At 42.8% G+C, this 21,182-nt stretch carries 25 protein-coding genes; 6 read left to right on the forward strand and 19 right to left on the reverse strand.

Annotation, left to right across the window (positions count from 1 at the left end):
* Positions 1 to 6: 6 nt before the first annotated feature.
* The 17 genes from GDK41_RS09865 to GDK41_RS09945 all read right to left on the reverse strand — a co-directional run bounded on the left by GDK41_RS09865 (position 7) and on the right by GDK41_RS09945 (position 12,546).
* A complete protein-coding gene (locus GDK41_RS09865; protein ID WP_152086256.1) occupies positions 7 to 2,940 on the reverse strand; it encodes a hypothetical protein in 2,934 nt (977 codons plus the stop codon).
* Positions 2,937 to 3,479, reverse strand: coding sequence for a phage tail-collar fiber domain-containing protein (locus GDK41_RS09870; RefSeq protein WP_152086257.1), 543 nt, complete (start codon positions 3,477 to 3,479; stop codon positions 2,937 to 2,939). Before GDK41_RS09870 ends, GDK41_RS09865 begins: the two co-directional genes overlap by 4 nt.
* A complete protein-coding gene (locus GDK41_RS09875; protein WP_172971592.1) occupies positions 3,476 to 4,303 on the reverse strand; it encodes a phage tail protein I in 828 nt (275 codons plus the stop codon). Before GDK41_RS09875 ends, GDK41_RS09870 begins: the two co-directional genes overlap by 4 nt.
* Positions 4,296 to 5,297, reverse strand: a complete 1,002-nt coding sequence (locus GDK41_RS09880) for a baseplate assembly protein (RefSeq protein WP_152086259.1) — start codon at positions 5,295 to 5,297, stop codon at positions 4,296 to 4,298. The genes GDK41_RS09875 and GDK41_RS09880 overlap by 8 nt, the downstream gene beginning before the upstream one ends.
* Before the next feature lie 111 nt (positions 5,298 to 5,408).
* Positions 5,409 to 5,870 (reverse strand): hypothetical protein, encoded by a 462-nt coding sequence (locus GDK41_RS09885; protein WP_152086260.1) that lies wholly within the window; start codon positions 5,868 to 5,870, stop codon positions 5,409 to 5,411.
* Positions 5,871 to 5,881: 11 nt separating this feature from the next.
* Positions 5,882 to 6,652: a hypothetical protein gene (locus GDK41_RS09890; RefSeq protein ID WP_152086261.1), complete on the reverse strand. Its 771-nt coding sequence runs from the start codon at positions 6,650 to 6,652 to the stop codon at positions 5,882 to 5,884.
* Positions 6,653 to 6,748: 96 nt separating this feature from the next.
* A complete protein-coding gene (locus tag GDK41_RS09895) occupies positions 6,749 to 7,054 on the reverse strand; it encodes a hypothetical protein (RefSeq protein ID WP_152086262.1) in 306 nt (101 codons plus the stop codon).
* Positions 7,055 to 7,056: 2 nt separating this feature from the next.
* Positions 7,057 to 7,935: a hypothetical protein gene (locus GDK41_RS09900; protein WP_152086263.1), complete on the reverse strand. Its 879-nt coding sequence runs from the start codon at positions 7,933 to 7,935 to the stop codon at positions 7,057 to 7,059.
* Positions 7,936 to 8,019: 84 nt separating this feature from the next.
* Entirely contained in the window at positions 8,020 to 8,331 is a 312-nt protein-coding gene (locus GDK41_RS09905) for a hypothetical protein (protein ID WP_152086264.1), read from the reverse strand.
* A 36-nt stretch (positions 8,332 to 8,367) separates the two neighbouring features.
* Positions 8,368 to 8,892 carry a phage tail-collar fiber domain-containing protein gene (locus tag GDK41_RS09910; RefSeq protein WP_172971593.1) on the reverse strand — a complete coding sequence of 175 codons (525 nt, stop codon included), beginning with the start codon at positions 8,890 to 8,892 and terminating at the stop codon, positions 8,368 to 8,370.
* Between the two features lie 126 nt (positions 8,893 to 9,018).
* Positions 9,019 to 9,918, reverse strand: coding sequence for a phage tail protein I (locus GDK41_RS09915; RefSeq protein WP_152086266.1), 900 nt, complete (start codon positions 9,916 to 9,918; stop codon positions 9,019 to 9,021).
* Between the two features lie 9 nt (positions 9,919 to 9,927).
* The gene (locus tag GDK41_RS09920) at positions 9,928 to 10,752 is read right to left on the reverse strand and encodes a baseplate assembly protein (RefSeq protein WP_152086267.1); all 825 of its coding nucleotides are present in this window, start codon (positions 10,750 to 10,752) and stop codon (positions 9,928 to 9,930) included.
* Positions 10,753 to 10,852: 100 nt separating this feature from the next.
* Positions 10,853 to 11,101: a hypothetical protein gene (locus GDK41_RS09925; protein WP_152086268.1), complete on the reverse strand. Its 249-nt coding sequence runs from the start codon at positions 11,099 to 11,101 to the stop codon at positions 10,853 to 10,855.
* Entirely contained in the window at positions 11,098 to 11,496 is a 399-nt protein-coding gene (locus GDK41_RS09930) for a 3TM-type holin (RefSeq protein ID WP_172971651.1), read from the reverse strand. The genes GDK41_RS09925 and GDK41_RS09930 overlap by 4 nt, the downstream gene beginning before the upstream one ends.
* Positions 11,496 to 11,912 (reverse strand): glycoside hydrolase family protein, encoded by a 417-nt coding sequence (locus GDK41_RS09935; RefSeq protein WP_152086270.1) that lies wholly within the window; start codon positions 11,910 to 11,912, stop codon positions 11,496 to 11,498. Before GDK41_RS09935 ends, GDK41_RS09930 begins: the two co-directional genes overlap by 1 nt.
* 9 nt (positions 11,913 to 11,921) lie before the next feature.
* Positions 11,922 to 12,293, reverse strand: coding sequence for a hypothetical protein (locus GDK41_RS09940; RefSeq protein ID WP_152086271.1), 372 nt, complete (start codon positions 12,291 to 12,293; stop codon positions 11,922 to 11,924).
* The gene (locus GDK41_RS09945; RefSeq protein WP_172971594.1) at positions 12,271 to 12,546 is read right to left on the reverse strand and encodes a helix-turn-helix domain-containing protein; all 276 of its coding nucleotides are present in this window, start codon (positions 12,544 to 12,546) and stop codon (positions 12,271 to 12,273) included. The genes GDK41_RS09940 and GDK41_RS09945 overlap by 23 nt, the downstream gene beginning before the upstream one ends.
* Positions 12,547 to 13,108: 562 nt before the next feature.
* On the opposite strand from GDK41_RS09945, the gene ettA reads away from it, so the two are divergent.
* The 4 genes from ettA to GDK41_RS09965 all read left to right on the forward strand — a co-directional run bounded on the left by ettA (position 13,109) and on the right by GDK41_RS09965 (position 16,816).
* Positions 13,109 to 14,773 carry an energy-dependent translational throttle protein EttA gene (ettA, locus tag GDK41_RS09950; protein ID WP_152086272.1) on the forward strand — a complete coding sequence of 555 codons (1,665 nt, stop codon included), beginning with the start codon at positions 13,109 to 13,111 and terminating at the stop codon, positions 14,771 to 14,773.
* A 103-nt stretch (positions 14,774 to 14,876) separates the two neighbouring features.
* On the forward strand, positions 14,877 to 15,245 hold the full coding sequence (locus tag GDK41_RS09955; protein WP_152086273.1) for a PilZ domain-containing protein: 369 nt from the start codon (positions 14,877 to 14,879) through the stop codon (positions 15,243 to 15,245).
* Positions 15,246 to 15,413: 168 nt separating this feature from the next.
* Positions 15,414 to 15,842 carry a hypothetical protein gene (locus GDK41_RS09960; RefSeq protein WP_152086274.1) on the forward strand — a complete coding sequence of 143 codons (429 nt, stop codon included), beginning with the start codon at positions 15,414 to 15,416 and terminating at the stop codon, positions 15,840 to 15,842.
* 59 nt (positions 15,843 to 15,901) lie between these two features.
* Positions 15,902 to 16,816 carry a M14 family metallopeptidase gene (locus GDK41_RS09965; RefSeq protein ID WP_152086275.1) on the forward strand — a complete coding sequence of 305 codons (915 nt, stop codon included), beginning with the start codon at positions 15,902 to 15,904 and terminating at the stop codon, positions 16,814 to 16,816.
* A 48-nt stretch (positions 16,817 to 16,864) separates the two neighbouring features.
* On the opposite strand, the gene GDK41_RS09970 is transcribed toward GDK41_RS09965, so the two are convergent.
* The gene (locus GDK41_RS09970) at positions 16,865 to 17,455 is read right to left on the reverse strand and encodes a CBS domain-containing protein (RefSeq protein ID WP_152086276.1); all 591 of its coding nucleotides are present in this window, start codon (positions 17,453 to 17,455) and stop codon (positions 16,865 to 16,867) included.
* A 366-nt stretch (positions 17,456 to 17,821) separates the two neighbouring features.
* Between GDK41_RS09970 and GDK41_RS09975 the strand changes: the two genes are divergently transcribed.
* Positions 17,822 to 18,778 carry an FHA domain-containing protein gene (locus GDK41_RS09975; RefSeq protein WP_152086277.1) on the forward strand — a complete coding sequence of 319 codons (957 nt, stop codon included), beginning with the start codon at positions 17,822 to 17,824 and terminating at the stop codon, positions 18,776 to 18,778.
* Positions 18,779 to 18,813: 35 nt separating this feature from the next.
* Here GDK41_RS09975 and GDK41_RS09980 read toward each other — a convergent pair whose 3' ends face one another.
* Positions 18,814 to 19,323, reverse strand: a complete 510-nt coding sequence (locus GDK41_RS09980; RefSeq protein ID WP_152086278.1) for an Mpo1 family 2-hydroxy fatty acid dioxygenase — start codon at positions 19,321 to 19,323, stop codon at positions 18,814 to 18,816.
* A gap of 144 nt (positions 19,324 to 19,467) precedes the next feature.
* On the opposite strand from GDK41_RS09980, the gene GDK41_RS09985 reads away from it, so the two are divergent.
* A complete protein-coding gene (locus GDK41_RS09985) occupies positions 19,468 to 20,754 on the forward strand; it encodes an amidohydrolase (protein ID WP_152086279.1) in 1,287 nt (428 codons plus the stop codon).
* Positions 20,755 to 21,182 lie beyond the last annotated feature (428 nt).

The raw sequence follows: 21,182 nt of genomic DNA on the forward strand, positions 1-21,182 counted from the left end.
TCGGCCTTAGTTGTTATATGCGATACCAATTGGGAATTGGGTGTGATGGCAAAATACTTTTACCGTGTTGCCGTTAAGGTCGGTTTTAACGTCTTCGCCATCAACAATTTGGATGGTTTGGTCATCACCCCAAGATCCTTTAAAGTTTACAGGTGCAAATACAACATTCCCCGAAGCAATACCCACAACTTCACCATTGTCATTAACGTAAGCTACATCCTCGATAATGCCTGTTAGCGTTGCTAACGCTTGCACCACGATCCCTTTAAAAGCACCTAATGAAAAGCGATATACCTGTCCTTTAGTGAAACTTTGCGAAACGCTTGAGTTTGCTAACTGCACGTCATGGAGTTGATATTGCATTTGCGCACCATTAAATTGCATGTACAGCAAACCATTACTTTGTGTAATGCTATAAAGTGTTTTTACCGCAGGAGAATTATCATTTGGCGCATCAAGAGAGATTGCTGGGTGTAATGGCTCATCACCTGCTCTTGCAGACCAGCTCAGTGTTTGATGTGGACTATAATATGTGTGCTTACTTAGAGGTAAAAACTCTTGGAAAAGCGCACTGTCCATTCTTTTCCCTATATTCTGCGTAAGACTAAACTGCAGTTTATTTCCATACTCTTTCCTATGTGCTTGAGTCGCATAAACACTCCCTAAATCACCTAATACACGCTTACTCGCTTGAGCTTGGGTGAACACACTTGCTGACTCATAACTAATTAGTGCAACTGTCGTTTGTGCAATATTAGTGTTTAAAGAGCTTGCGATTAGATTGAAATTCCAGTCGTTGCCATTTCTAACTTCCCACCCTGATTCACCGTTATCATTTGTAAAAGTAATGGCCATATTTAAACCATTATTTGTTATCGCTTTTCTATTTAGTTCATAGTTTTGCTGGCCATCAGGAATTTGAGGCAACCATTGTCCAACAACACCACTGGGGAAAGTAGCAGCAATGTTTTCTGGGGAACCGATGATATCGACCCAAGGGAGAGAGTCGAATTCACTCGTCATTTGCTCGCCTTTTATTAGATAAACATCATCTCCAACCTGCCAGTCTAGTAAAGTGGTTGAACCGACATTCTGAAACCTGTTTTCTGGTAATATACTCGGCGCATCTGAGGTATAAATATTGCCACTGGGTTCAACATATATGGGGTAAAGGATATTGCCTCGAGTAATGTTGTATAAGTAACTAAATGGCCTATTGTGAGGTTCAATTTCATAACCATTTTGTATATCGACAGTTCCAGCCAAGTTTACGTAATACTTACCTGCATATACAGTCGCAATTGCCAGCTTTTTTGCTTCCACAGTGGTAAATATCGTACTTTCTTTTCCTCGCAGTGTACCTGCCACAGCTTTGCGCATTGTCTCTTCACGCAGCTGATTTACATCGAGTTTATTGGCGTTTAAACGTAAGTCTTCAACTTGTCCCGCATAGATGGCATCATGATATTTATAACTACCAGGGCGACCTGTTTGCCCAGCGCTGTTGGTGCCGTATGTGGCATGTCGACCAATACGAGAAGGTGTCGCAAGCTCAAAGCAACCCGCTTTGCTTGGGTAGTAATTGCTAGGTAGTGTATTCCAATGGTAATTAGCGACGTTAGTTTGCGTAAACTGCGCTGTGCCCATTGGGTTGTAAACTGGATGATATGCGCCTTGGTTTAAACGTTGCACGAGTGCGATAGGAATTGCAGTAATATCCTTGCCTATAACCCGCCAAAGCCCAGCATCTCCCAGAGTTACTGTATTGCTCACTGCCTGAGAGTTTGCAGATTGGAATATTTGGTGATCAGAGACGACACTTGCGGACAGGTCGTTATAATCAACATTAGCGCCTCGCGGTAGCATCCATTGCCAAACGTCATCACCAAAGTCACCATGACCTAAATACCTTGACCTATATGGACTATACCCTGAGCCACTAGAAAGCTGAGAACGCCCTTGCCAATCATCGCCTAATCCTTCAACAACACGCATTCGATAACGCACTTGCACAAACTTGTTAGTTTGAGCATCGTAATAAATATTGTTCTCGGGCTCACTTAAAAACCGTGTTTTTTGCTCATCGGTTAACGTCGACCATTTAGCACCATAACCCTTGGTGTTTTGGTCCCATTCACCAAAAGCAGAGTAACCTTGTGCAACAAGACTGTTCTGTAATGAGATACCACCATAACTACTTGCACCGTATTGCACATTACCCAGCGGGTAGACGACGCCTTTTTCGCTGATATCTTCATGCCATGACTCTAAAAACACCAAGTCTTTACGGGAAGTGATCACTTTATTCGTGGCGGTTTCTGATGTGAACGCCGCTTGCGCATCACTGTGCTCAGTGACAGTACCCGTTGCTGAATCATAGGTTTTAGTACCATCGGGTGCTGGGGGCAGTGTAAACAGTACATAATCTTTATGTGCAACCTTTGAAAGCGCCAAAAAGACACCATCTACTAGCGCCTTAGCGCGATTGCTTGACAATTCACCAATTCCACCAATATCGGAATCTGCAACCCCCAACGAGATTGAATTTATACGGTTTAACCAAGTCCACATCCCTTCATTTATAAATTGATAATTCGGTGTAGAAATATGTTTCCCCCACTCAACAAACCCACTACCCGCATATTGATGCTTACGTTGTTCACGCAAGGCATCAAACTGCACTTTAGACATCGCTGGCATCCAAGGCTTAATGGCTTCATCCATACGCGTTTGAATTTCACTGTTTACCTTAGCCGCATCACTTTTTACTTTATTGAGCGTGGTTGTGGTCGCTGATGACATATCTGATTTGGCATCAGCCACGGCTTGTTCAATACGGGTTACTTGCGTTTGCACGGCTTGGGTTAATGCATTACTTTTATTTGCTAAATCGGCATTGGTGGCATTGAGAGATTTGATTTGGTCTTCGATGGTGCTCATGACAGCACTCCTTTTTGAGCTAGTTCGTTATATAAATTGACAATGGTCAGGTTGGTTTCAAGCTGTGAGGCAAGCATTTTAGTTTGTACTTCTGTCATATGAATAAAGACATCGTCGTAGTACAAACGTAAATCACCATCATGGGTAACGGTGATAGCATCTTGGGGCGCAGCGCTGAGTAATAAATCAAACCCTTGCACCACGGTGGCCATCGGGGTGAGATAAAACAAAACATTTTCTGGATGTGACCACACCGCAAATAAGGTGCCGTCAGATAAGAAAAAGCCAACCTCTTTAACGCCATAGCTGGTATCGCTGGTAAATTTGCCAGAGACGCGAAATTGACCATTTTTAAAGTCGGTTGCATCACCCGTTGGCACTCTACTGCGTTCATTTTGTAACTTGGTTTGACTGCGCTGCGGCGTATAGCCTTTATCGCCAATCGCGATATGGCTTAGGTGTACACTCAGGCCCTTTTCTTTGGCATTAACGGCTGCGTTAAGACCAGCCTGCGTAATAATTGGTTGATAAGTACTCATGTAAATTCCATGGTTAATGTTTGAAATGTGGTACTACCCGACACACTGCTAAACTCAATGTCTGAAGTACTCAATTGAATATCCGTGTTTTGCACCAGTGCTTGGTGGCTAATTTGCAATGGACTTGTTACACAATGTGTAAACATGCTGGTTGTTGCAAAGTTGTCATCTGCACTTTGCGCAAGCTGACTCGACGCTATTTGCAGGAGGTTACTGGTGCTACTGACATAAAGCGCAGCGTGCTCAAACTCGCCATCGGCATTTTGTGTTAGCTGTGTTCGTTTAATTTGTGTAGCGGTACTAGTCGCTGAAAAATACAACTGATTTTGTTGAATAATGCCGATTTGAAAGTCAATTTGTGTGCGTGCGGGCTTGTTCGCCGCAATGGCTCGCCAAAGCTGAGCTTGTAACTTTGGGGTGATAAAGGTATCACCTTGCTCATTCAAATTGTTTTTTGCTAAAGCCAGTACAGTTGCGGTATGCGGCACGCCATCGGTTTGCCACCATTCTTGTAATTCAAGCTCGGCGTCCAGCGCGTTTAGCGATTGTTTAAGCGCGCCAAAGGTGCCCTTTATTCTGTGGCTTGGTACGCTATCAGCAATAACCTGACGTTGAATATGCTCAGGCCAACTAGCATCCCATGCATCCACACTTAATCCATGCGCAAGCCAAGGTAAAAAATGGGCCGGACATTGCCATGGGTTCCAAAGATGCTTTAATGGTACAGGCACTTTTTCTATCCGAGCGGCGGCCCCTGACAGCGCATGTTCAAATAACGAACTACTTACGGGCAATAGCGGGTCGTATTGTTTAGCATCAGACATTGCGCTGTGCCTCAATTGATATGTCAATATTTTCGCAATAGGCCACTTCATTTTCGGCAACAAAAATATCGCTGCTTGGTGAACTTAGCTCAACACGCTGCACGCCCGCGCCATGCAAAACCGCATATAAACCCGATAAAGAAATATCATGAGCAAACTTGCGGTGCTGTTTCAGCCAACCGTTACACTGTGCTGCCACTGATTGATAGATGCTATCGCCATCTAAGCCTGGGTAAAGGTGTAACTTGGCCTTGATAGCAAAGCGTTTCACCTTAGGTTTTAGTAAATTAACCCTATCTGTAAGGGGTCGAATGTTGTCCTGATTTAAATAGCGATTAACTTCACTCAATACAGCATCCGACGGTGTTCCATCACCTTCATCGCTGAGCAACGTGATGGCCACATCCCCTGGCATGGGGTTTTCAAGTCCTGCGCTGTAAGTGTTTGTTAACAACTTAGTGCCAACTGGTAACGCCTCAGCAAATTCTTCGGGTGGTGATTGCAAAACAAATTCCGGCGCTTCAATAAACACATCTTGAATATGGTTTGACGCTTTAAAACAATGAAATGCATAGGCCCCTTCTGGGCCGGCAGTGCTGAAGCCTTCTAATGCTAATTTAATGCGAGTACGAAAGCGCTCATCGCTTTCATATTCAATCTCATCGGCAGGCAGATTTTCACTGGCTTGGCTTATCATTGCACGCGGCACACCAAAGCGCTGACCTAAAAAGTCCAGCTCTTCAGTGGTGGCTTTGGCAAGTAACACTGCCTCTGCGCCTTCATTAATACGCTTGCGAATTAGCAATTCACGATAGGCAAAAGTATCAATGAGTTTGATCACCGGATCGCTTTGATAACTCAATTGAGCATCAGGAAAGCGCGCTTGAAAATCATCAATAATGGCTGTTTTTATGTCGTCAAAGCTTAACGGCTCTATCAGCTCTGGCGTAGGAAGTTGGTTTAAATCAATGGCACTAAAGTTGGTTAAGCTCATAGAAAACTCAAAATTGGCAAAAATTGCGTGTGGGTTAACAGATTCAGAATTGGGTAGTTAGTGCGATATAAGCGGCAAGTGAGTACTTGCCGCTTATATTGGCTGGATAAGTTAGCCTTGTTTTAGCACTTGGCTCACGCCTTGTGCGCGTTGGCAAATTTCGTCCATCACTTGGGTTTGACCTTTCACTTGGTAAGGGAACATCAAGTTGCCTTCTGTCACTTGTTGCTCAATATTGCCTATCGCTGCTTTTAACGACTCGGTCGAAGCCCGCATCTCAGCAAGGCTCTGCGCTTGGCTTAGCTTGTTAATAAAACCACTGAGCTCGTTAAGCAAAATATGAGTGGTGTCTGAAGTGGTGCCTAGCAGTGATGCATTGTCGGCCACTTGTTGGTTGATTGATTGGCGCGACGCAGTACGTGTTTGCTCAGCCTGCTCAGCGTCCGTTAGTTGCACTTCAAATGTAGCATCCTCACCAAATTGTTCTAACACCAACTGTGCAGTGACATGCTCAGGGGTGTTTGCGTTATAAAACTGGTCTACTTGTTGATTATTTACGATTAATTTAGCCATGGTTACTCTCCTTAGTCATATGCGTTTTGGTCAGCGTCGCCAAGATATGGGAACTGGCCCCATTGCCCTTTTGACAGGTCTACATCACCGGTAACTACCGCCGGTAAAGCAACTTGAATGATGCCCGTTTCGGTTTCGGGTTTGCCCTCTCCTCGCACATACGGGTGACAATGAGAATAGGCGTTACGCAAGGTGTCAACCCCATATGTATGACCACAAAGCTTTGCTGGCTCGCCCGCTTTCAAGCCGTGGCACCACCAGTTATCCGGCACAACACCTTTTATATGCTTTACTATTCCTGCAATAGTCATATGCGTAGGCGCTCTGAAATACTGATACATCAAATAGGCATATAAGTTGACATTCTCTCCGCGTCTATTCGGATAGTACTCCAATTCCCAAATTTTAAAGCTATTGGCAAAGTACTTACGATCAGAGTTTATTGCTTGCAAAAACTCACGTGCCAATGCTGAACGTTGCTCGGGTTCAACTCCTGTCGTGACTGTTTCAATAAGCTTGGCACTTTTCACAAAACCACCGCTCCAATATTTTGGAAAAGAGCCCTCATCGTTTGCGATCAATGCTTGGTTTTTAGTCAGTCGAAAGTGAGACTGTTTATCTCGGGCTGAATTAATGTAGTTATTTACTTGGTTGATATAGCCGTCAACTTTGGTTTTTGACTGGGCTACCTTTGAGTCAATATCTGAAATTTTGTTTTCTACTACGGTGGTAAGCTCTTCTGCTTTACCGACTAAATTGGCAATATCTTGTTCTAAAGCCATTTTGTTCTCCAACTAATGGTTTGCCATACTGCAAAATTGGCAGGGTTAAAATAAAAAACCCGCTAAAAAGCGGGTTTTGTGTGGTTTAAAAGTGGGTTATTCAGGTTTGGTGTAAGTCGCTTTGATTGCGTTTCTCTGTGTCAACCAAGCCTGTTTGGCCGCAACTGCTTCTGACGAGGTTTCACCAAACTCTGTTACTGCAGCCATATAGTCAAAGAATAAGTAATCACTCTCTTTACTGTATAGAGCGCGCCTAAGTGCTTGTATTTCCAGTTCATCAAAAATAAGTTCATAGTCATTTTCTGCAACTTCTGCTTGCTTTGCGATATGCTCAGCATGCGCGGCATCTTTAATACCACCTGCGAAAACTCTTTGCGTAGAAATTTGTTTTAAAACAGCCATGATTATACTCCTTCGCCAATTGCTGGTGCCGTATGTGAATAGGCATGACCAACACTATCTGCCCAAATCATATTGTTACCGTGATCGCCCGTGCCTACATACGGTAAAGCAACCGCAACCTTCATCTTACCAAGGCCTCTAAATATTGGTTGGTGACACCCGCCCCAACCTTGGCGAGTATTACGTTTATACTGCCAACCTTTCCCCTTATCACCTGCATTTACTCGAATTGTCGCTGAACGATTTGAAGACGGATAAAACTCTAAACTACCTGATTGTTCTAACACATTAATCCAGCAATTTGCTTGGGTTAAAAACTCACCTTTATCCCAACCTGTAAACGAAGGGCAACCTTGATTGAGTACAAAGAGCAAACCTAAGTTTTCATCTGTCGTCATGCCTTTGGTCAATTCAACATCAAATAGTAATATTTTAAAATCACTGCCGTAAAAAGGCTCTGCTTCTGAACGATACACGCCAATCGCACGATGAAATTCACTATTTGGCGTCAAGCCATAGTCAGCCAACATTTTGTTAGTTAATTTGGTGACGGTTGCCGTGCCTTCAGTCCCTTGATAATAAAAACAGCTCCATGGAGCCGCATGAGATTGCATTACATCTACTGCAACGCCATCCTCATGCCCCGAGTTTATTTTTGCAAAATACTTCGTGTCTGACAGATTATTGGGTGCAAGCGGCAACGCTTTTTGAAAGCTTGCAATTTTTGATTCTACAGCTTGCTCTTTTGCAGCTAACCGGCTATCAACTTCTTGAGATTTTTGGTCTAGCTTTGCTGTGATCTCTTGAATTTTGCCATCCACTGTTTCGGTCAACTTATCCGTTGATTCTATCAACCGACCGATATCTTGTTCCAATGCCATGATGTTTCCTTTAATTTCAGAAAAACAAAAACCGCTCGATAGCGGTTTGCGTGTTTAGTTAGATTAAGTTTCGTGTATCAAAAGCTAGCTTTTGGGATATCTCGCTTGAATGGCCTCACGCGCTTTTAACCAAACAGTTTTGGCATTAACTGTATACTCATGACACTCGCCATATTGAGCCAACATCGCAAGGTACTTAAGCGCAAAACCATCCGCTTCGACCTGATAGGCATGACTACGTGCAGCACATAGCGCTGCCATTTGTTGGGCTTGTTTCGCTTGTTTAAGTGCTACGGTTGACGTTAGCGGCACACACTGATGACAAATGTTTTCAGCATCTTGCTCGTTTTGTCGTTTTTTTGAGTTGTCAGCTATATCTGTTTGAATATTCTGCATCTATATCCTTCCTCTTACTTTTGATACCAATTTTATTTAAAGTACGCCCGCATCCATCAAGGCAAATTTTTGCTTGAGGTGGCGGACCATATTGCCGATTTGTGCTGCGCCTAGTTTGGCAAGCTCCGGGGCAATTAAAATATTGAGGTTAACGCCTTGGTCAATCACCGTGATTGAGTCAGCGGGAACCCCGGTCAACACCAAGTCAAAAGCCAGTAACAAGTCGACTTCAGCTGATTTGTAGGCAATTGGTTTATCTGGGTTTGAGTAGACCGCGAACAAGGTGCCGTCTTCTAAATAAAAGCCGACTTCGTTAACCCAAAAGTTGTGATTAGTGTCGTCAATCACACTCATATGAATTTGTGCGTTGCCTTTGTCTTCACCGCTGGCAACTGCAATTCGGTGTACTTCTGCTTGTAACGCAGAGCGGCTTTGATCGGGTGTATAGTTACCCGTGCCTAAGCCGACTTTGTTGATTTTGGCTTGAAAGCCATTTTTGTCTGAATTAAACACCGCCTCCAATCCGGCGGTGGTAATGGTTGGCCGTAAAATTGTGCTCACTGCACTTACTCCTTGTTTCAATAGAAATAAAAGCAGTTACACGGCATGCACTGTGGTAACTAACACCTAATTTGAAAGCCGCTGGGCAATGTGTGGGTAGACCAAAAAGCGATTGCCGACAGGTAACTACTTGTTTGGATATAGATAAAAGCGCCCAACGCTGATGCGTCGATTACTAAAATGACACGCCGCTGCAAGCTCTGATTGCAAGTAGTAGCAACCAGCTGGAAGCTTTTGGTCGCTTGTCATATAAAATCTCCCAACCGTATGACGCTGATTATGAAGATGCAGGCCAAATGCGAGGCTGTCTTGTAGCTTTGCTTCTACCGCTTTGGTTGACCCACGCTGGCGGTTTACGGCATAGCGCCCATGGCTACTAACAGTCAAACCCGCGGTTATTTCGCTAGGAGCCGCCTTGACAGGCAAGGTATCGTAGTTAATTCGCCCTACCTGCAAGCCACTGCTGGTGGTTGCAACCGTGATGCCTAAATCTAACTTTGCACCTACTAAAAAGTTAAAGTGTGCGCGCTGTGGCTTGGTCTGATTGGTCACACGGTCAATCGCTTTGTAAAGCTCATCAGATAACGCAACTTGCTGACTGGTGTATACCTGCTCATTAGCCCAGATAATAAAGGTAAAGGTATTTGGTTCTTTGCTATGTATGGGTATTAATGCGGTGTTATCCACATCTTCAAACCATTCAAAAAATTCGATAACGGCACCCAAAGACTTCAGCGCGCGTTTAACCGCCCCCACCGTGCCTTTGTGTTTATGGATGGCTACTGAGTTTTTGATCAACGCACGTTTAGCCGCTACTGGCCATTGCTCGTCCCAGTCATCAACGGATAAACTCCATGCCAACCAAGGCAGTAATTTTTCAGGGCAAGTATCAGGGTGCCAGTGCTTTGCGACATAATCAGGTATCGGTTTTACATTATCAAAGTAAGTAGCGCGCTCATGTGCTTGCTCAAATTTGCTGGCATTTGGCGCTAATAAAGACTTAAAGTCTTTGTTGGTGTCTGACATGTGCCACTCCTACAAGTATTGAATGTTGATTGCATCGGCAACTGCCGCTTCATCTTTATCGCAAGAGATATCATCCACAGGCTCTATTAGCTTTACTTTACGAACGCCGGCCTGATGCAGCATGTCGATAATTCCGGAGTGAGGAACCTCTTGACCAAGTTTGTAATGTTCACTAATAAAGGTCTTTAACTTGGCATCGATTTGCTCACTTACCTGCGCTTTATCGGCTATTTCGTTTAAATAAACCTGTGCTTTGATCTGATAGGGCTTTGGCTCAACTTTATGCACTTTGACTAAGTCAGTTAATGGCCTAATGTCGTCATTATTTAAATGCGCTCTTACTTGGCTTATCACCTCTATGGGATCAACGCCTTGCTGTGGTAGCACTTTCACATCCACAACCCCAGGCCTTGATGAATACACATAGACATCTTTAACATCTTGGCTAGCTGCCAAAGTTTGATATTCATAGGCGCCCATAGTACCTGCCATGCTGTAACTTTCTAAAGACAGAGGGATACGCTGTCGATATCGCTCGTCATCTTCATTTTTGGAACGCTCAACGCCAAATAAGTTACCTAAATGGTCTAAGTCCTTACCCTTCGCGTAAGCTAACATCACTGAGCGAGCAGCATCATTAATGCGCTGACGAAGTAACAACTCTCTCGTTGCGGCTATTTCTAACAACTTAACAGCAGGGTCAGACACCAACGGAGTATAATCAGGCAATGCATCCAATAATGAATCGTGCATTTGCTGATAGATCGTTTGATAATTTAAATTCTCTATCACATCTGGCACCGCCAAGCGTGATAGCTCAATTGCATTGTTCACAAGTAACTCCTTTTGGGCATAACTAGGTGCCGCGTGTTCGTTGATGTACACACAATATGATTAATAACATGATGTTTAGTGGTGGTGTTTGGTGTGTTGTTTATTCGCTGCGAAGATTAGTACCAAGCAAGGTATCAAGCTTTTTGTCGATAGAATCTAAACGTTTTTCAATGCGTTTTTGGTCTTCATTGCGGATCTGCTTTAGGTGGTCAAGCTCTTGCGAATTAGTGGTAATACGCTTGTCTAAGTCTCCCAAATAAAGGATCCCTGATACCAGCAAAGTGACCGTGGTAATAATGTGGGCTAAATTGAGTTCCTTCTTCATTTGCCAATGTTCTGGTTGACTCACTTAGCAACTCCTTTAATTTTTTCAACCGTTCGTAACCCCGCAAGCCCTAACATGCCAAGAGTCAACTCGAGCATGACATTCAATGGCAGCACAGGTGCGCCAACTTCAGGCCAAAGCCATTGTAAAATAGGATTAACTACAAATGAGAACAAAAAGCCAAAACCGCAAACCCAAAGCAAAAATGGTCTCGCACCCGCTACAAATACACTGCGATGTGATGCGCTAAGTGCATTAATTTTTGCTTGAACTTGAGCCGATTTTGCAACTAGTCTTGCTTTGAGTAAATCTTGTTTAAGAACTTCTTCTTCACTGGTAAATAGTTCATCTAAAATGTTGCCAACGGTTTGGATAGGATCTTGACTGGTTGTGCTAAATAGTTTGGTTAGCAACCCCATCATTGCCACTCCCCTGTGAGCATTTGCTTAGCCAGTTCATTCGCTCTGTTAGGTACTTGATTTGCCCAACGACTATTTAGCATCTCCAAAGCAGCCTGTTCATAGCTGCCACGCTCAACATGACTTATCATTTTTTTAAAGCCCATTAACCCATTTAAACCAAGGTTAAACGCCATATTGATAAGCACAGCTAAACGCGCTTCATTGCATTTGCTCACGTCTATACGACGCTTTACACCCGCTTTTGCTTCTTGCACATCATGTGCTAAAAGCTGTTCGGCTTCTTCCTCATCAACGCCGTTATCATCGAGGTTTCGTCCATAGCCTATGGTAAGCTTTCCCCCCGTACAGTAATAAGGGTACTGCTTGTACCCTTCGTGCTTTTTGATCTGTTCGACCGTGATCATCAGCGACATAGTTACCCCTTATACACAATTAATGTTGGCCGACAACTCGGCCAACAGACTGCGCTCAGCTTTAACGAGCCAAAACTCTGCTGAACGTTTTGAGTCAAACCCAACTAATTGTGCAGCATCTGCCAAGGTGCCTGTCATCAAATAACGCGCACGAATAGCGCGAATACACTCGGGTCTAAGTGCAGCAATTAGCTGTGTAATTAACTCGATTTCTTTTGGCACCGACATCGCGTCTGCGCCCGCTTCTCCACCTGTGGGGCGGGTGAAAGAATCGCTTATAGACGTTTTTTTAAAGCCTTTGCCAAACTCTCTTGTTTTCCAAAAATTTCCCCAACGCTTAAGCGCGCTGCGAACTTGTTTAATTGTTATGTGAGTCGTCATGATTGATCTTTCCAATTACATCTAAAATATCTAATAAATATACGTCTTCAACTAAGCTGATAACGTCATTCCAACGTGGGTCAAATTCCCGATTTTCCCAACGTCTGAGCGTGCGCTCTTCAATCCCGTAACTGGCAGCCGATTCGGCCTGTGTAAACCCTCGTAGCCGGCGGGCAAAACGCAGGATTTCTCCACCTCTAGGGGTTTTTTTCCTAGTGAAGATGCGTGCGGAGTTAACTGGTGATTGAGTCATTACATTTCCTTTTAATTTCTTAATATTTTTTATGACCGCGAAATACCGCTGAATGCTCTAAATAAGCTATCCAAAACAGATAAATGCGACAGAACTACACAATTGAGTGATGACCAAACTTCAACGTAGGATTAACTTAACAAAAGCCCTATTCCAAAGCGCTGTGTTAAACAATCTCGTGCTATTGGCGAACAATCCTCTGGCATAAATTTTCGACAAAACTCTATGCGTCAAAATAAACATACTTGGGGTGTTTCTCTTGATTGGGGATTATTTACAATTTATCTAAACAATTGTTCTCAATGTAGGCTAATCTTACCGTTTTCTGGCCCTCTAAACAGGTCAAATATGACCTACTATTAGAAAGTTAACGGTTTTCACGGAGTTAGAGGTGAATTGCTCAATAAAAGAACAACTAATACACATTTGTTAAATAATTCGGAGGTATTATAAAGATATTAATACGCTCATACCTTAGTAAGAGTAATTGTGCTAAAACATTGCCCCATCGCTGCGCTTTCACTAAAATAACGCCAAACTAGATAATTAGAATTGGAACCTCATGGCTCAATATATTTATACGATGTCGCGGGTGAGCAAAGTAGTGCCACCTAAAAGAACTATCTTAAAAGATATTTCACTGTGTTTTTTCCCCGGCGCCAAAATTGGTGTGCTTGGTCTAAATGGTGCGGGTAAATCGACCTTGCTGCGCATTATGGCCGGTATTGATAAGGAATTTGAAGGTGAAGCGCGTCCGCAACCGGGCACAAAAATTGGTTACTTACCTCAAGAGCCTGTACTAGATGAAAGCAAAACGGTACGCGAAACTGTTGAAGAAGCCGTTAGTGAAGTTAAAAACGCTTTAGCACGTCTTGATGAAGTATATGCAGAATATGCTTTGGAAGACGCTGATTTTGATGCCCTTGCCAAAGAACAAGGTCAACTAGAAGCCATTATTCAAGCGCACGACGGTCATAACATTGATAACGTACTAGAGCGCGCAGCAGATGCACTGCGCTTACCTGAGTGGGATGCAAAAATTGAACACTTATCTGGTGGTGAACGCCGCCGTGTTGCTATCTGCCGTTTGCTACTTGAAAAGCCAGACATGCTGCTGCTAGACGAGCCCACTAACCACTTAGATGCAGAATCAGTTGCTTGGCTGGAACGTTTCTTACATGACTATGAAGGGACTGTTGTTGCAATCACCCACGACCGTTACTTCTTAGATAATGTCGCGGGTTGGATTTTGGAACTCGACCGAGGCCATGGTATTCCTTGGGAAGGTAACTACTCTTCTTGGCTTGAACAAAAAGACGCACGTTTAAAACAAGAAGAGAAGTCAGAAAAAGCGCGTCAAAAGTCGATTGAAAAAGAACTTGAGTGGGTGCGCTCGAATCCTAAGGGCCGACAAGCCAAGTCTAAAGCGCGCATGGCTCAGTTTACTGAAATGCAGCAATCTGATTATCAAAAGCGTAACGAGACCAATGAGTTGTTTATTCCACCTGGCCCGCGCTTGGGTGACAAAGTTATTGAAGTAAACAACCTGACAAAAAGCTTTGGCGATCGTGTACTAATTGATGATTTAAGTTTTACCGTTCCTAAAGGTGCCATCGTCGGTATTATCGGTGCTAACGGCGCGGGTAAATCAACTTTATTTAAAATGCTTAGTGGTCAAGAGCAGCCTAGTGGCGGTGAGATTGTTGTTGGTGACACTGTTGAACTTGCTACGGTTGAGCAGTTCCGTGACGATATGGATGAGAACAACACGGTATTCCAAGAGATTTCAGATGGCCAAGATATCTTAAAAATTGGTAATTTTGAGTTTCCAAGCCGAGCGTATGTTGGCCGTTTTAACTTTAAAGGCAACGACCAGCAAAAGTTTGTAAAAGAACTCTCTGGTGGTGAGCGTAACCGCTTACACCTTGCAAAACTACTTAAAGCAGGTGGCAACGTGATCTTACTGGATGAGCCAACCAACGACCTAGATGTTGAAACACTGCGTGCACTTGAGAATGCCATTTTAGAATTCCCAGGCTGCGTTATGTGTATCTCGCACGACCGCTGGTTCTTAGACCGCATTGCAACGCACATTCTTGACTATCGTGATGAAGGTCAGGTTAACTTCTTTGACGGTAACTACACCGAGTATGAAGAATGGCTCAAAAAGACTTACGGTGCTGAAGCCGCAGAACCTAAGCGTATTAAATACAAAAAGATAGGCTAAACCAAATCCTATTAAAGCCTCGAACTCTCGAGGCTTTTTATATTTGGTAATGACTCACATAAACAACTATGCTTAAACCTAAAGATAATTCAAAGGAGTAGTAATGGAAGACCGTAGAAAGTTTACTCGAGTGTTGTTTTCAACGCCGGCTTTGCTGATGACTGCAAGCGGCGATTATCACTGTCAACTGCTTGACTTATCACTTAAAGGGGCACTTGTGACGTCACCAAAAGGGTACGTACCGTTAAAAGATGAGCTGGCTAGTATCAAAGTTATGTTGCCAGATAGTGATATCTCAATTGCAATGGAAGTCGAAGTCAGACATATAGAGCAAGATCATCTCGGATTGCATTGTAGCCAAATTGATTTAGACAGTGTAACGCATCTAAAACGCTTGATTGAACTGAACATTGGTGATGATCACGTGTTACACAGAGAACTTGAACAGTTAATACATAGCCCAAATGATTAGATATCAGCACAAAACTTATTGATAAAGCATCTTAACCACTGAATTTTCATGTATTAACACCAACTACACGTAGCCATAGCAAAAAAGTGAGTGACATTTTTTGCCTCCATATTTTATCCACTTTGTTTCATTAAGCTAAGTAAACTAACCAACAAACAAACCGCCAAAATGAAACATCAAACAATGAAAGAACTTAGGCTACAGATCAATGTAAGTTTTTATACTTTGACAGCGTCATTAATTATTTTCTTTTTTGCCGTCACACTGTTTATAACAAGCAGTCATAATAACGCTTTTGTGAAGCTGACATTATTGTTGTGTTTTACGCTGTTCGGCATAGTAAATATCAACTTATTAATGGCGCTATCAGGAAAGCGAGCTGTTAGTTTATGCAACAATGGCCTTCACTATGTCTCTGCTGTTGGGCAAAAAGTATATATTCCCTTAGAAGAAATTACCCATATCAAGATCAGAAAATTATTCGCTACTAAAATCACTGAAGTACTAACTATTGACTGCAGCGTGTACTTCATCAGCTTTCAGTTCTCAACATTGCAAGAGTTAAAACTTAAACGCTCTGGGTATTTAACTCAGTAAGTTGCAGCCACAAACTAAAGTCAATAAGATTGGGTTTTGTTCAGATAACTGAGGCGGTTATGTCAAAACCCTACCCCATTGGCGAGCCAAACCATCCGTGGCAAGCGCACCACAAATTACAGTGGCTAGAGCAACAAGAGATAAAGCGTAGTTATGCCGAAGATGTAGTAACACAAATCGATAGCCTAAGAGGTGTGCTCAATGTTCACCAATATGGCACATTAAAGTATGACGAAAAGCATTATTTTCTTTACGCATTAAAAAGTCAGAATTGGCAAGAACATAAACCCACCGTGCTGATCACAGGTGGTGTGCATGGCTATGAAACCAGCGGTGTTCATGGTGCGTTGGCGTTTGCAAAACACCATGCGCAACATTACGCAGACTTTTTTAATATCGTGATACTGCCTTGTATCAGCCCTTGGGGTTATGAAACGATTAATCGCTGGAACCCCCATGCGATTGATCCGAACCGCTCTTTTTACCCAAACTCTCCTGCTGAAGAGTCAAAACGCGCCATGGAGTACGTCGATTCGCTCGCGTGCAACATGGTCTGCCATGTTGATTTGCATGAAACTACCGATACTGATAACAGTGAGTTTCGCCCGGCTCTGGCTGCAAGAGACGGCGTAGAAAATCACAATTGGAACATACCTGACGGCTTTTACTTGGTTGGTCACACTCAAAAACCACAGCCTGAATTCCAAAAAGCCATTATAGAAAAAGTTGCCACTGTGACACCGATTGCTCCAGCCGACGACACGAATAAACTTATCGGCGTTCCAATAGAACAATTAGGGGTTATCAACTATGACGGCACCGCACTTGGATTATGTATGGGTATGACAAATGCAGCCTATGTAACAACGACTGAGGTGTATCCTGACGGGCGCTCGGCAACACCTCAAAACTGTATAGATGGTCAAGTAGCGGCCATTACAGGCGCTTTAGAATTTCTATTAACGAAAGGCTAACGCTCTTTGGCACAGCAACAGTTATTTGCTGTGCCAAATTCGCTTACTTTAAGCAAGCATTTCTTCATGCTCGTAAATAATCGAAAAAATCTCTTTAAAAGAGTGCGCTTTTTGAAAAATATTTACAGGAATGTGTAATGCTCTGGCAATATCGCTGGCAGATATCATACCGCGCAACCCACCGCTTTTACTTACCAACAGCACATGCTGTTGACCAATTTCTTTTAACGTTTCAAGCACATCACCTATTTTTGCCTCTTGAACTACGCTATAAGGCAGCGCATGAAGCTCACTTTTGCTTGTCATCACGTCTTCAACGGTGAGATCACTGCGCGCTTGATTACGCTTTTGCGCGATACTTAATACTTTACGACCTGTTAAATCTCGTGAGTTTACAACACCTAGAAACGTATCATCATGATCAATAACTAATTTAGAGCGTACGTGACCATTGACCATCATGTAAAGCGCGTGATCTATGTCAACATCTTTGAGGATCACCTGAGGTGCTCGACGAGTAAAATCTGTAATAACCGTTAACGCACTTGAGTGTAACGTCAACGGCTGCGAATCGTAATGATCACAAAGCGAGTATACATTTTCTAATTTAACCGTACTCATTTTTTTAAAGCCGCTCATCGAGCCCTCTCTTACTACGTGAAGAAGCAGTTTTGAAAATATGGTTCATTCTGCAATAATGCGCAAGACGGGATCACGATATAGTTGTAATCTTGTGTAATTGGCTAATACAATAAAAATCTCTAAACTATTGTTGTAAAATATAGATTTGTAAAATAGCGCAATGATATGTAGTTTTTAGATATTTTTTTACCTATCTCTACATATCAAAAAGTTAATAAAGCAACAAAACTGGGTTGTAACTCGCAACCTGTGGGTATCTTAGAAAGCAGTCTAAATTAGCAAAAAAATGGAATAATCGTATTGGCAATGACAGCTTTTATGACGCTTGATGACAACACTAAATAGTAATGTAAGGACATATAAATGGCTTATCTAATTGACGAACATAAACTCAGTAAAGTATATCTAAAAAGCTATCATACGGTTGGCCGCTATAAATACAATGTAGATACTTTGATAGATCAGCCGGGGGTATCTCGTCATCACGCTATTATTGAACTTGCACAAGACAAATGGCTTATCCGCGATGTCAGCACCAATGGCATTTGGATAAACGACAAAAAAATTGATAAGAACTTACCCTATCAATTGTGTGAAAACGACAAGCTTGACTTTGCGGCCCCAGGTCAAAATTCTTTCGTTGTCGCAAATCTAAGCACTCAATGCCAATATCTCGTTTCGCAAAGCGACAACCAACAAGTAATTGAGGTATCTGATCAGTTATTGCTTCCCAATGACGATAACCCAACGCACATTATCTACTTTGACCAAATGCTCAATTACTGGTTTCTTGAAGACTTAAATACCAGTGACCGTCAAGCGCTCATAGATGGTGGGCTTGTCAGTGCCTTTAACAGCCAATGGGTATTTTATTCAGCAGGTACAGCTGCTATGACTAAACACCTTGAGCGTTTACCCAATGTAAAACCTTGCGGGCTTTCGTTTTCTGTAAGTCAAGATGAAGAAGCCACACAATTATCAGTAAATCTAGACGATAACACCATTGATTTAGGCGTTCGTAGTCACCATTACTTACTGCTGTTATTGGCTCGCTTACGCATTCAAGATAAAGACGATGGTGTCGAACAAGACCAACAAGGCTGGATCTACCGTGAAGATCTTATTAAAGCGTTAGGTGTGCAAATGAACCACATGAATATCATGGTCCACCGAGCTCGAAAACAGCTGACGGAAGCAGGTGGTGATAAGTTTCCAGAGCTTGGCTATTTAATTGAAACATCAAATGGCAAATTACGCCTAAACAGCCAAGATATCACTATAATCAAAGGCCATAAGCTTGAAACACGTATGACGCTTTAACTTTATAACTAAGGAAAGGCTTTAAGGCCTTTCCTTTAGCGATACTGCCCCGCTTGCGATAATATTTTCTGTTCTAACCCTTTCATCAACCCCACGATAAATAACGCTTCTACAGCCACAAACAACGGGCCAATGATCAACCCCATTAAATCATCAACAAAGGCCGGTTTTTTTCCTTCAAAATAGTGACCAACAAATTGAATAACCCAGCCAGCGATGAACAACGTTGCCCCAAATAAATAAAACCAACTATGATCTGAAGACCAACCAATATGAAGCTGCTTGGCACCGGTGTATACCAAGGCAAACAATAAGGTCATCAGAGCACCAAGGCGAAAATCTAAACGCAAGTAATAGCCACTACAAAGTAGAACCACTACAAGGGTTGGGGTGATCACCAAGGTATTAACCTGAAATATCGGAATATACAGGAGTATACCTATTGCAATAACAATAAGAGGGATCCCCACAAAATGCGTTGCAATATTACGCTTGTCTCTGTGGTATTTGGCATAATTTATCAGTTGTTGTTCTAATGTGCGCATAAGCACCACCTAATTAAAGTAATTACTTTATTCTTTAAACCACATTGCTCAAATTTTGTCAATTTTGCGCTTTATCTAAAAGCAATAGCATCAAGCAATACTCTAAGTTAGGCTAACCATAAAACAATCATAAGGATACCGCTCATGCGCTTGCTATCAATATGGCTAATTTTCGCCAATTTACTAATTAGCAACCTAGCTTTGGCTAACAACTCATTAAACTTAGAATCAATAACGCCAGATGTAATAAAGTGGCGTCGTCATTTACATCAATATCCAGAGCTTAGCAATAGAGAGTATAAAACAGCAGAGTATATTGCTAACCACCTTAGAAGCCTTGGCCTTGAAGTACAAACGGGTGTTGCTCACACTGGCGTAGTCGCTAAGTTAGTAGGCGCTAAACCTGGTCCACTGATAGCCCTTCGTGCGGATATGGACGCGCTACCAGTGACCGAACAAGTAGACCTACCTTTTGCATCTAAGCAAGTCGCTGAATATAGGGGTAAAAAAGTCGGAGTGATGCACGCATGTGGCCATGACACTCATGTTGCTATTTTGATGGGTGTTGCAACATTATTAAAACAGCAGCAAGCGCAGCTATCTGGCTCTGTCATGTTTATTTTTCAACCAGCGGAAGAAGGTGCGCCTGAGGGTGAAGAAGGGGGTGCTCAGCTTATGCTCAAAGAAGGCCTATTCGCTTCGCAAAAACCAGAGGCGGTTTTTGGCTTGCATGCAACCAGCCGCTTAAAAGTCGGCCAAATTGGCTATAGAAGTGGCCCTATGATGGCCAGTGAAGACTCATTTTCAATCATTGTTAACGGCAAACAAACTCATGGTTCAAGACCTTGGCGTGGGGTTGACCCTATTGTAAGTGCAGCACAAATAATCATGTCGGCACAAACCATCGCGTCAAGGCAAGTTGATGTAACAAAGGCCCCTTCCGTGCTTTCATTTGGTGCAATTAACGGTGGCGTGCGTTCAAACATTATCCCCGATCAAGTTGAGTTAATTGGTACCATCAGAACCTTTGACCAAGCGATGCGTGCGGATATAAAGAAACGCTTAGTGAACACTGCAACGCTGGTCGCACAATCAGCAGGAGCCACTGCTACTACAAAGATCAATGCTGGCTACCCCGTTACAATTAACGATCCGGAGCTTACTGAAACAATGCTACCGACACTACACTCTGTGGTCGGCAGTGATAATTTAATTGAGCTTGATTTGATCACCGGTGCTGAAGATTTTTCATACTATGCACTTGAAACACCGGGATTATTTTTAATGCTGGGGGTTACACCTAAAGATAAACCACTTAGCGAAGCCGCCAGTAACCATTCGCCATTATTTTACGTTGATGAAGATGCATTGCCTATAGGCGTGGCTGCATTAGCTAATTTAGCCTTGGATTATTTAAATCATACTAATTAACCTCAGCTGCACATAAGAGAATTTGCCCAATAAAGCTATTTCACTCACTCTCTTCGTTATTTTCATTTGTAATAGCTCGCTATTACTTCACGAAAATGCCTTGATAGTGAGCGAAATATCGTCATTGGATATTGAAGGGGTTGCAATGTCTCTCTTCTGAGCTATCAAAACTCTTATCCGCAGCTGAGGTTAATTAACTTAACTGAGTGGGCGGTTTTTAGGCCAAATTTAGCCCTCGAAATGTTAAGTAACCTAAACTCGGGATAAGCATTAGCAATAAAAAAGCCGCTATAGTCATTAAACTATGGCGGCATATTTGCACCACTGGGCAGTGGGTGTATTAAGGGAATATCAGCTTTAAGCAAAACTGCCGCTCAAACGCCGATATAAAAACTATAGAGCAGTTCACTAGAAACACAATATATTGC

Source organism: Pseudoalteromonas sp. A25 (assembly GCF_009176705.1).
Lineage (GTDB): Bacteria > Pseudomonadota > Gammaproteobacteria > Enterobacterales > Alteromonadaceae > Pseudoalteromonas.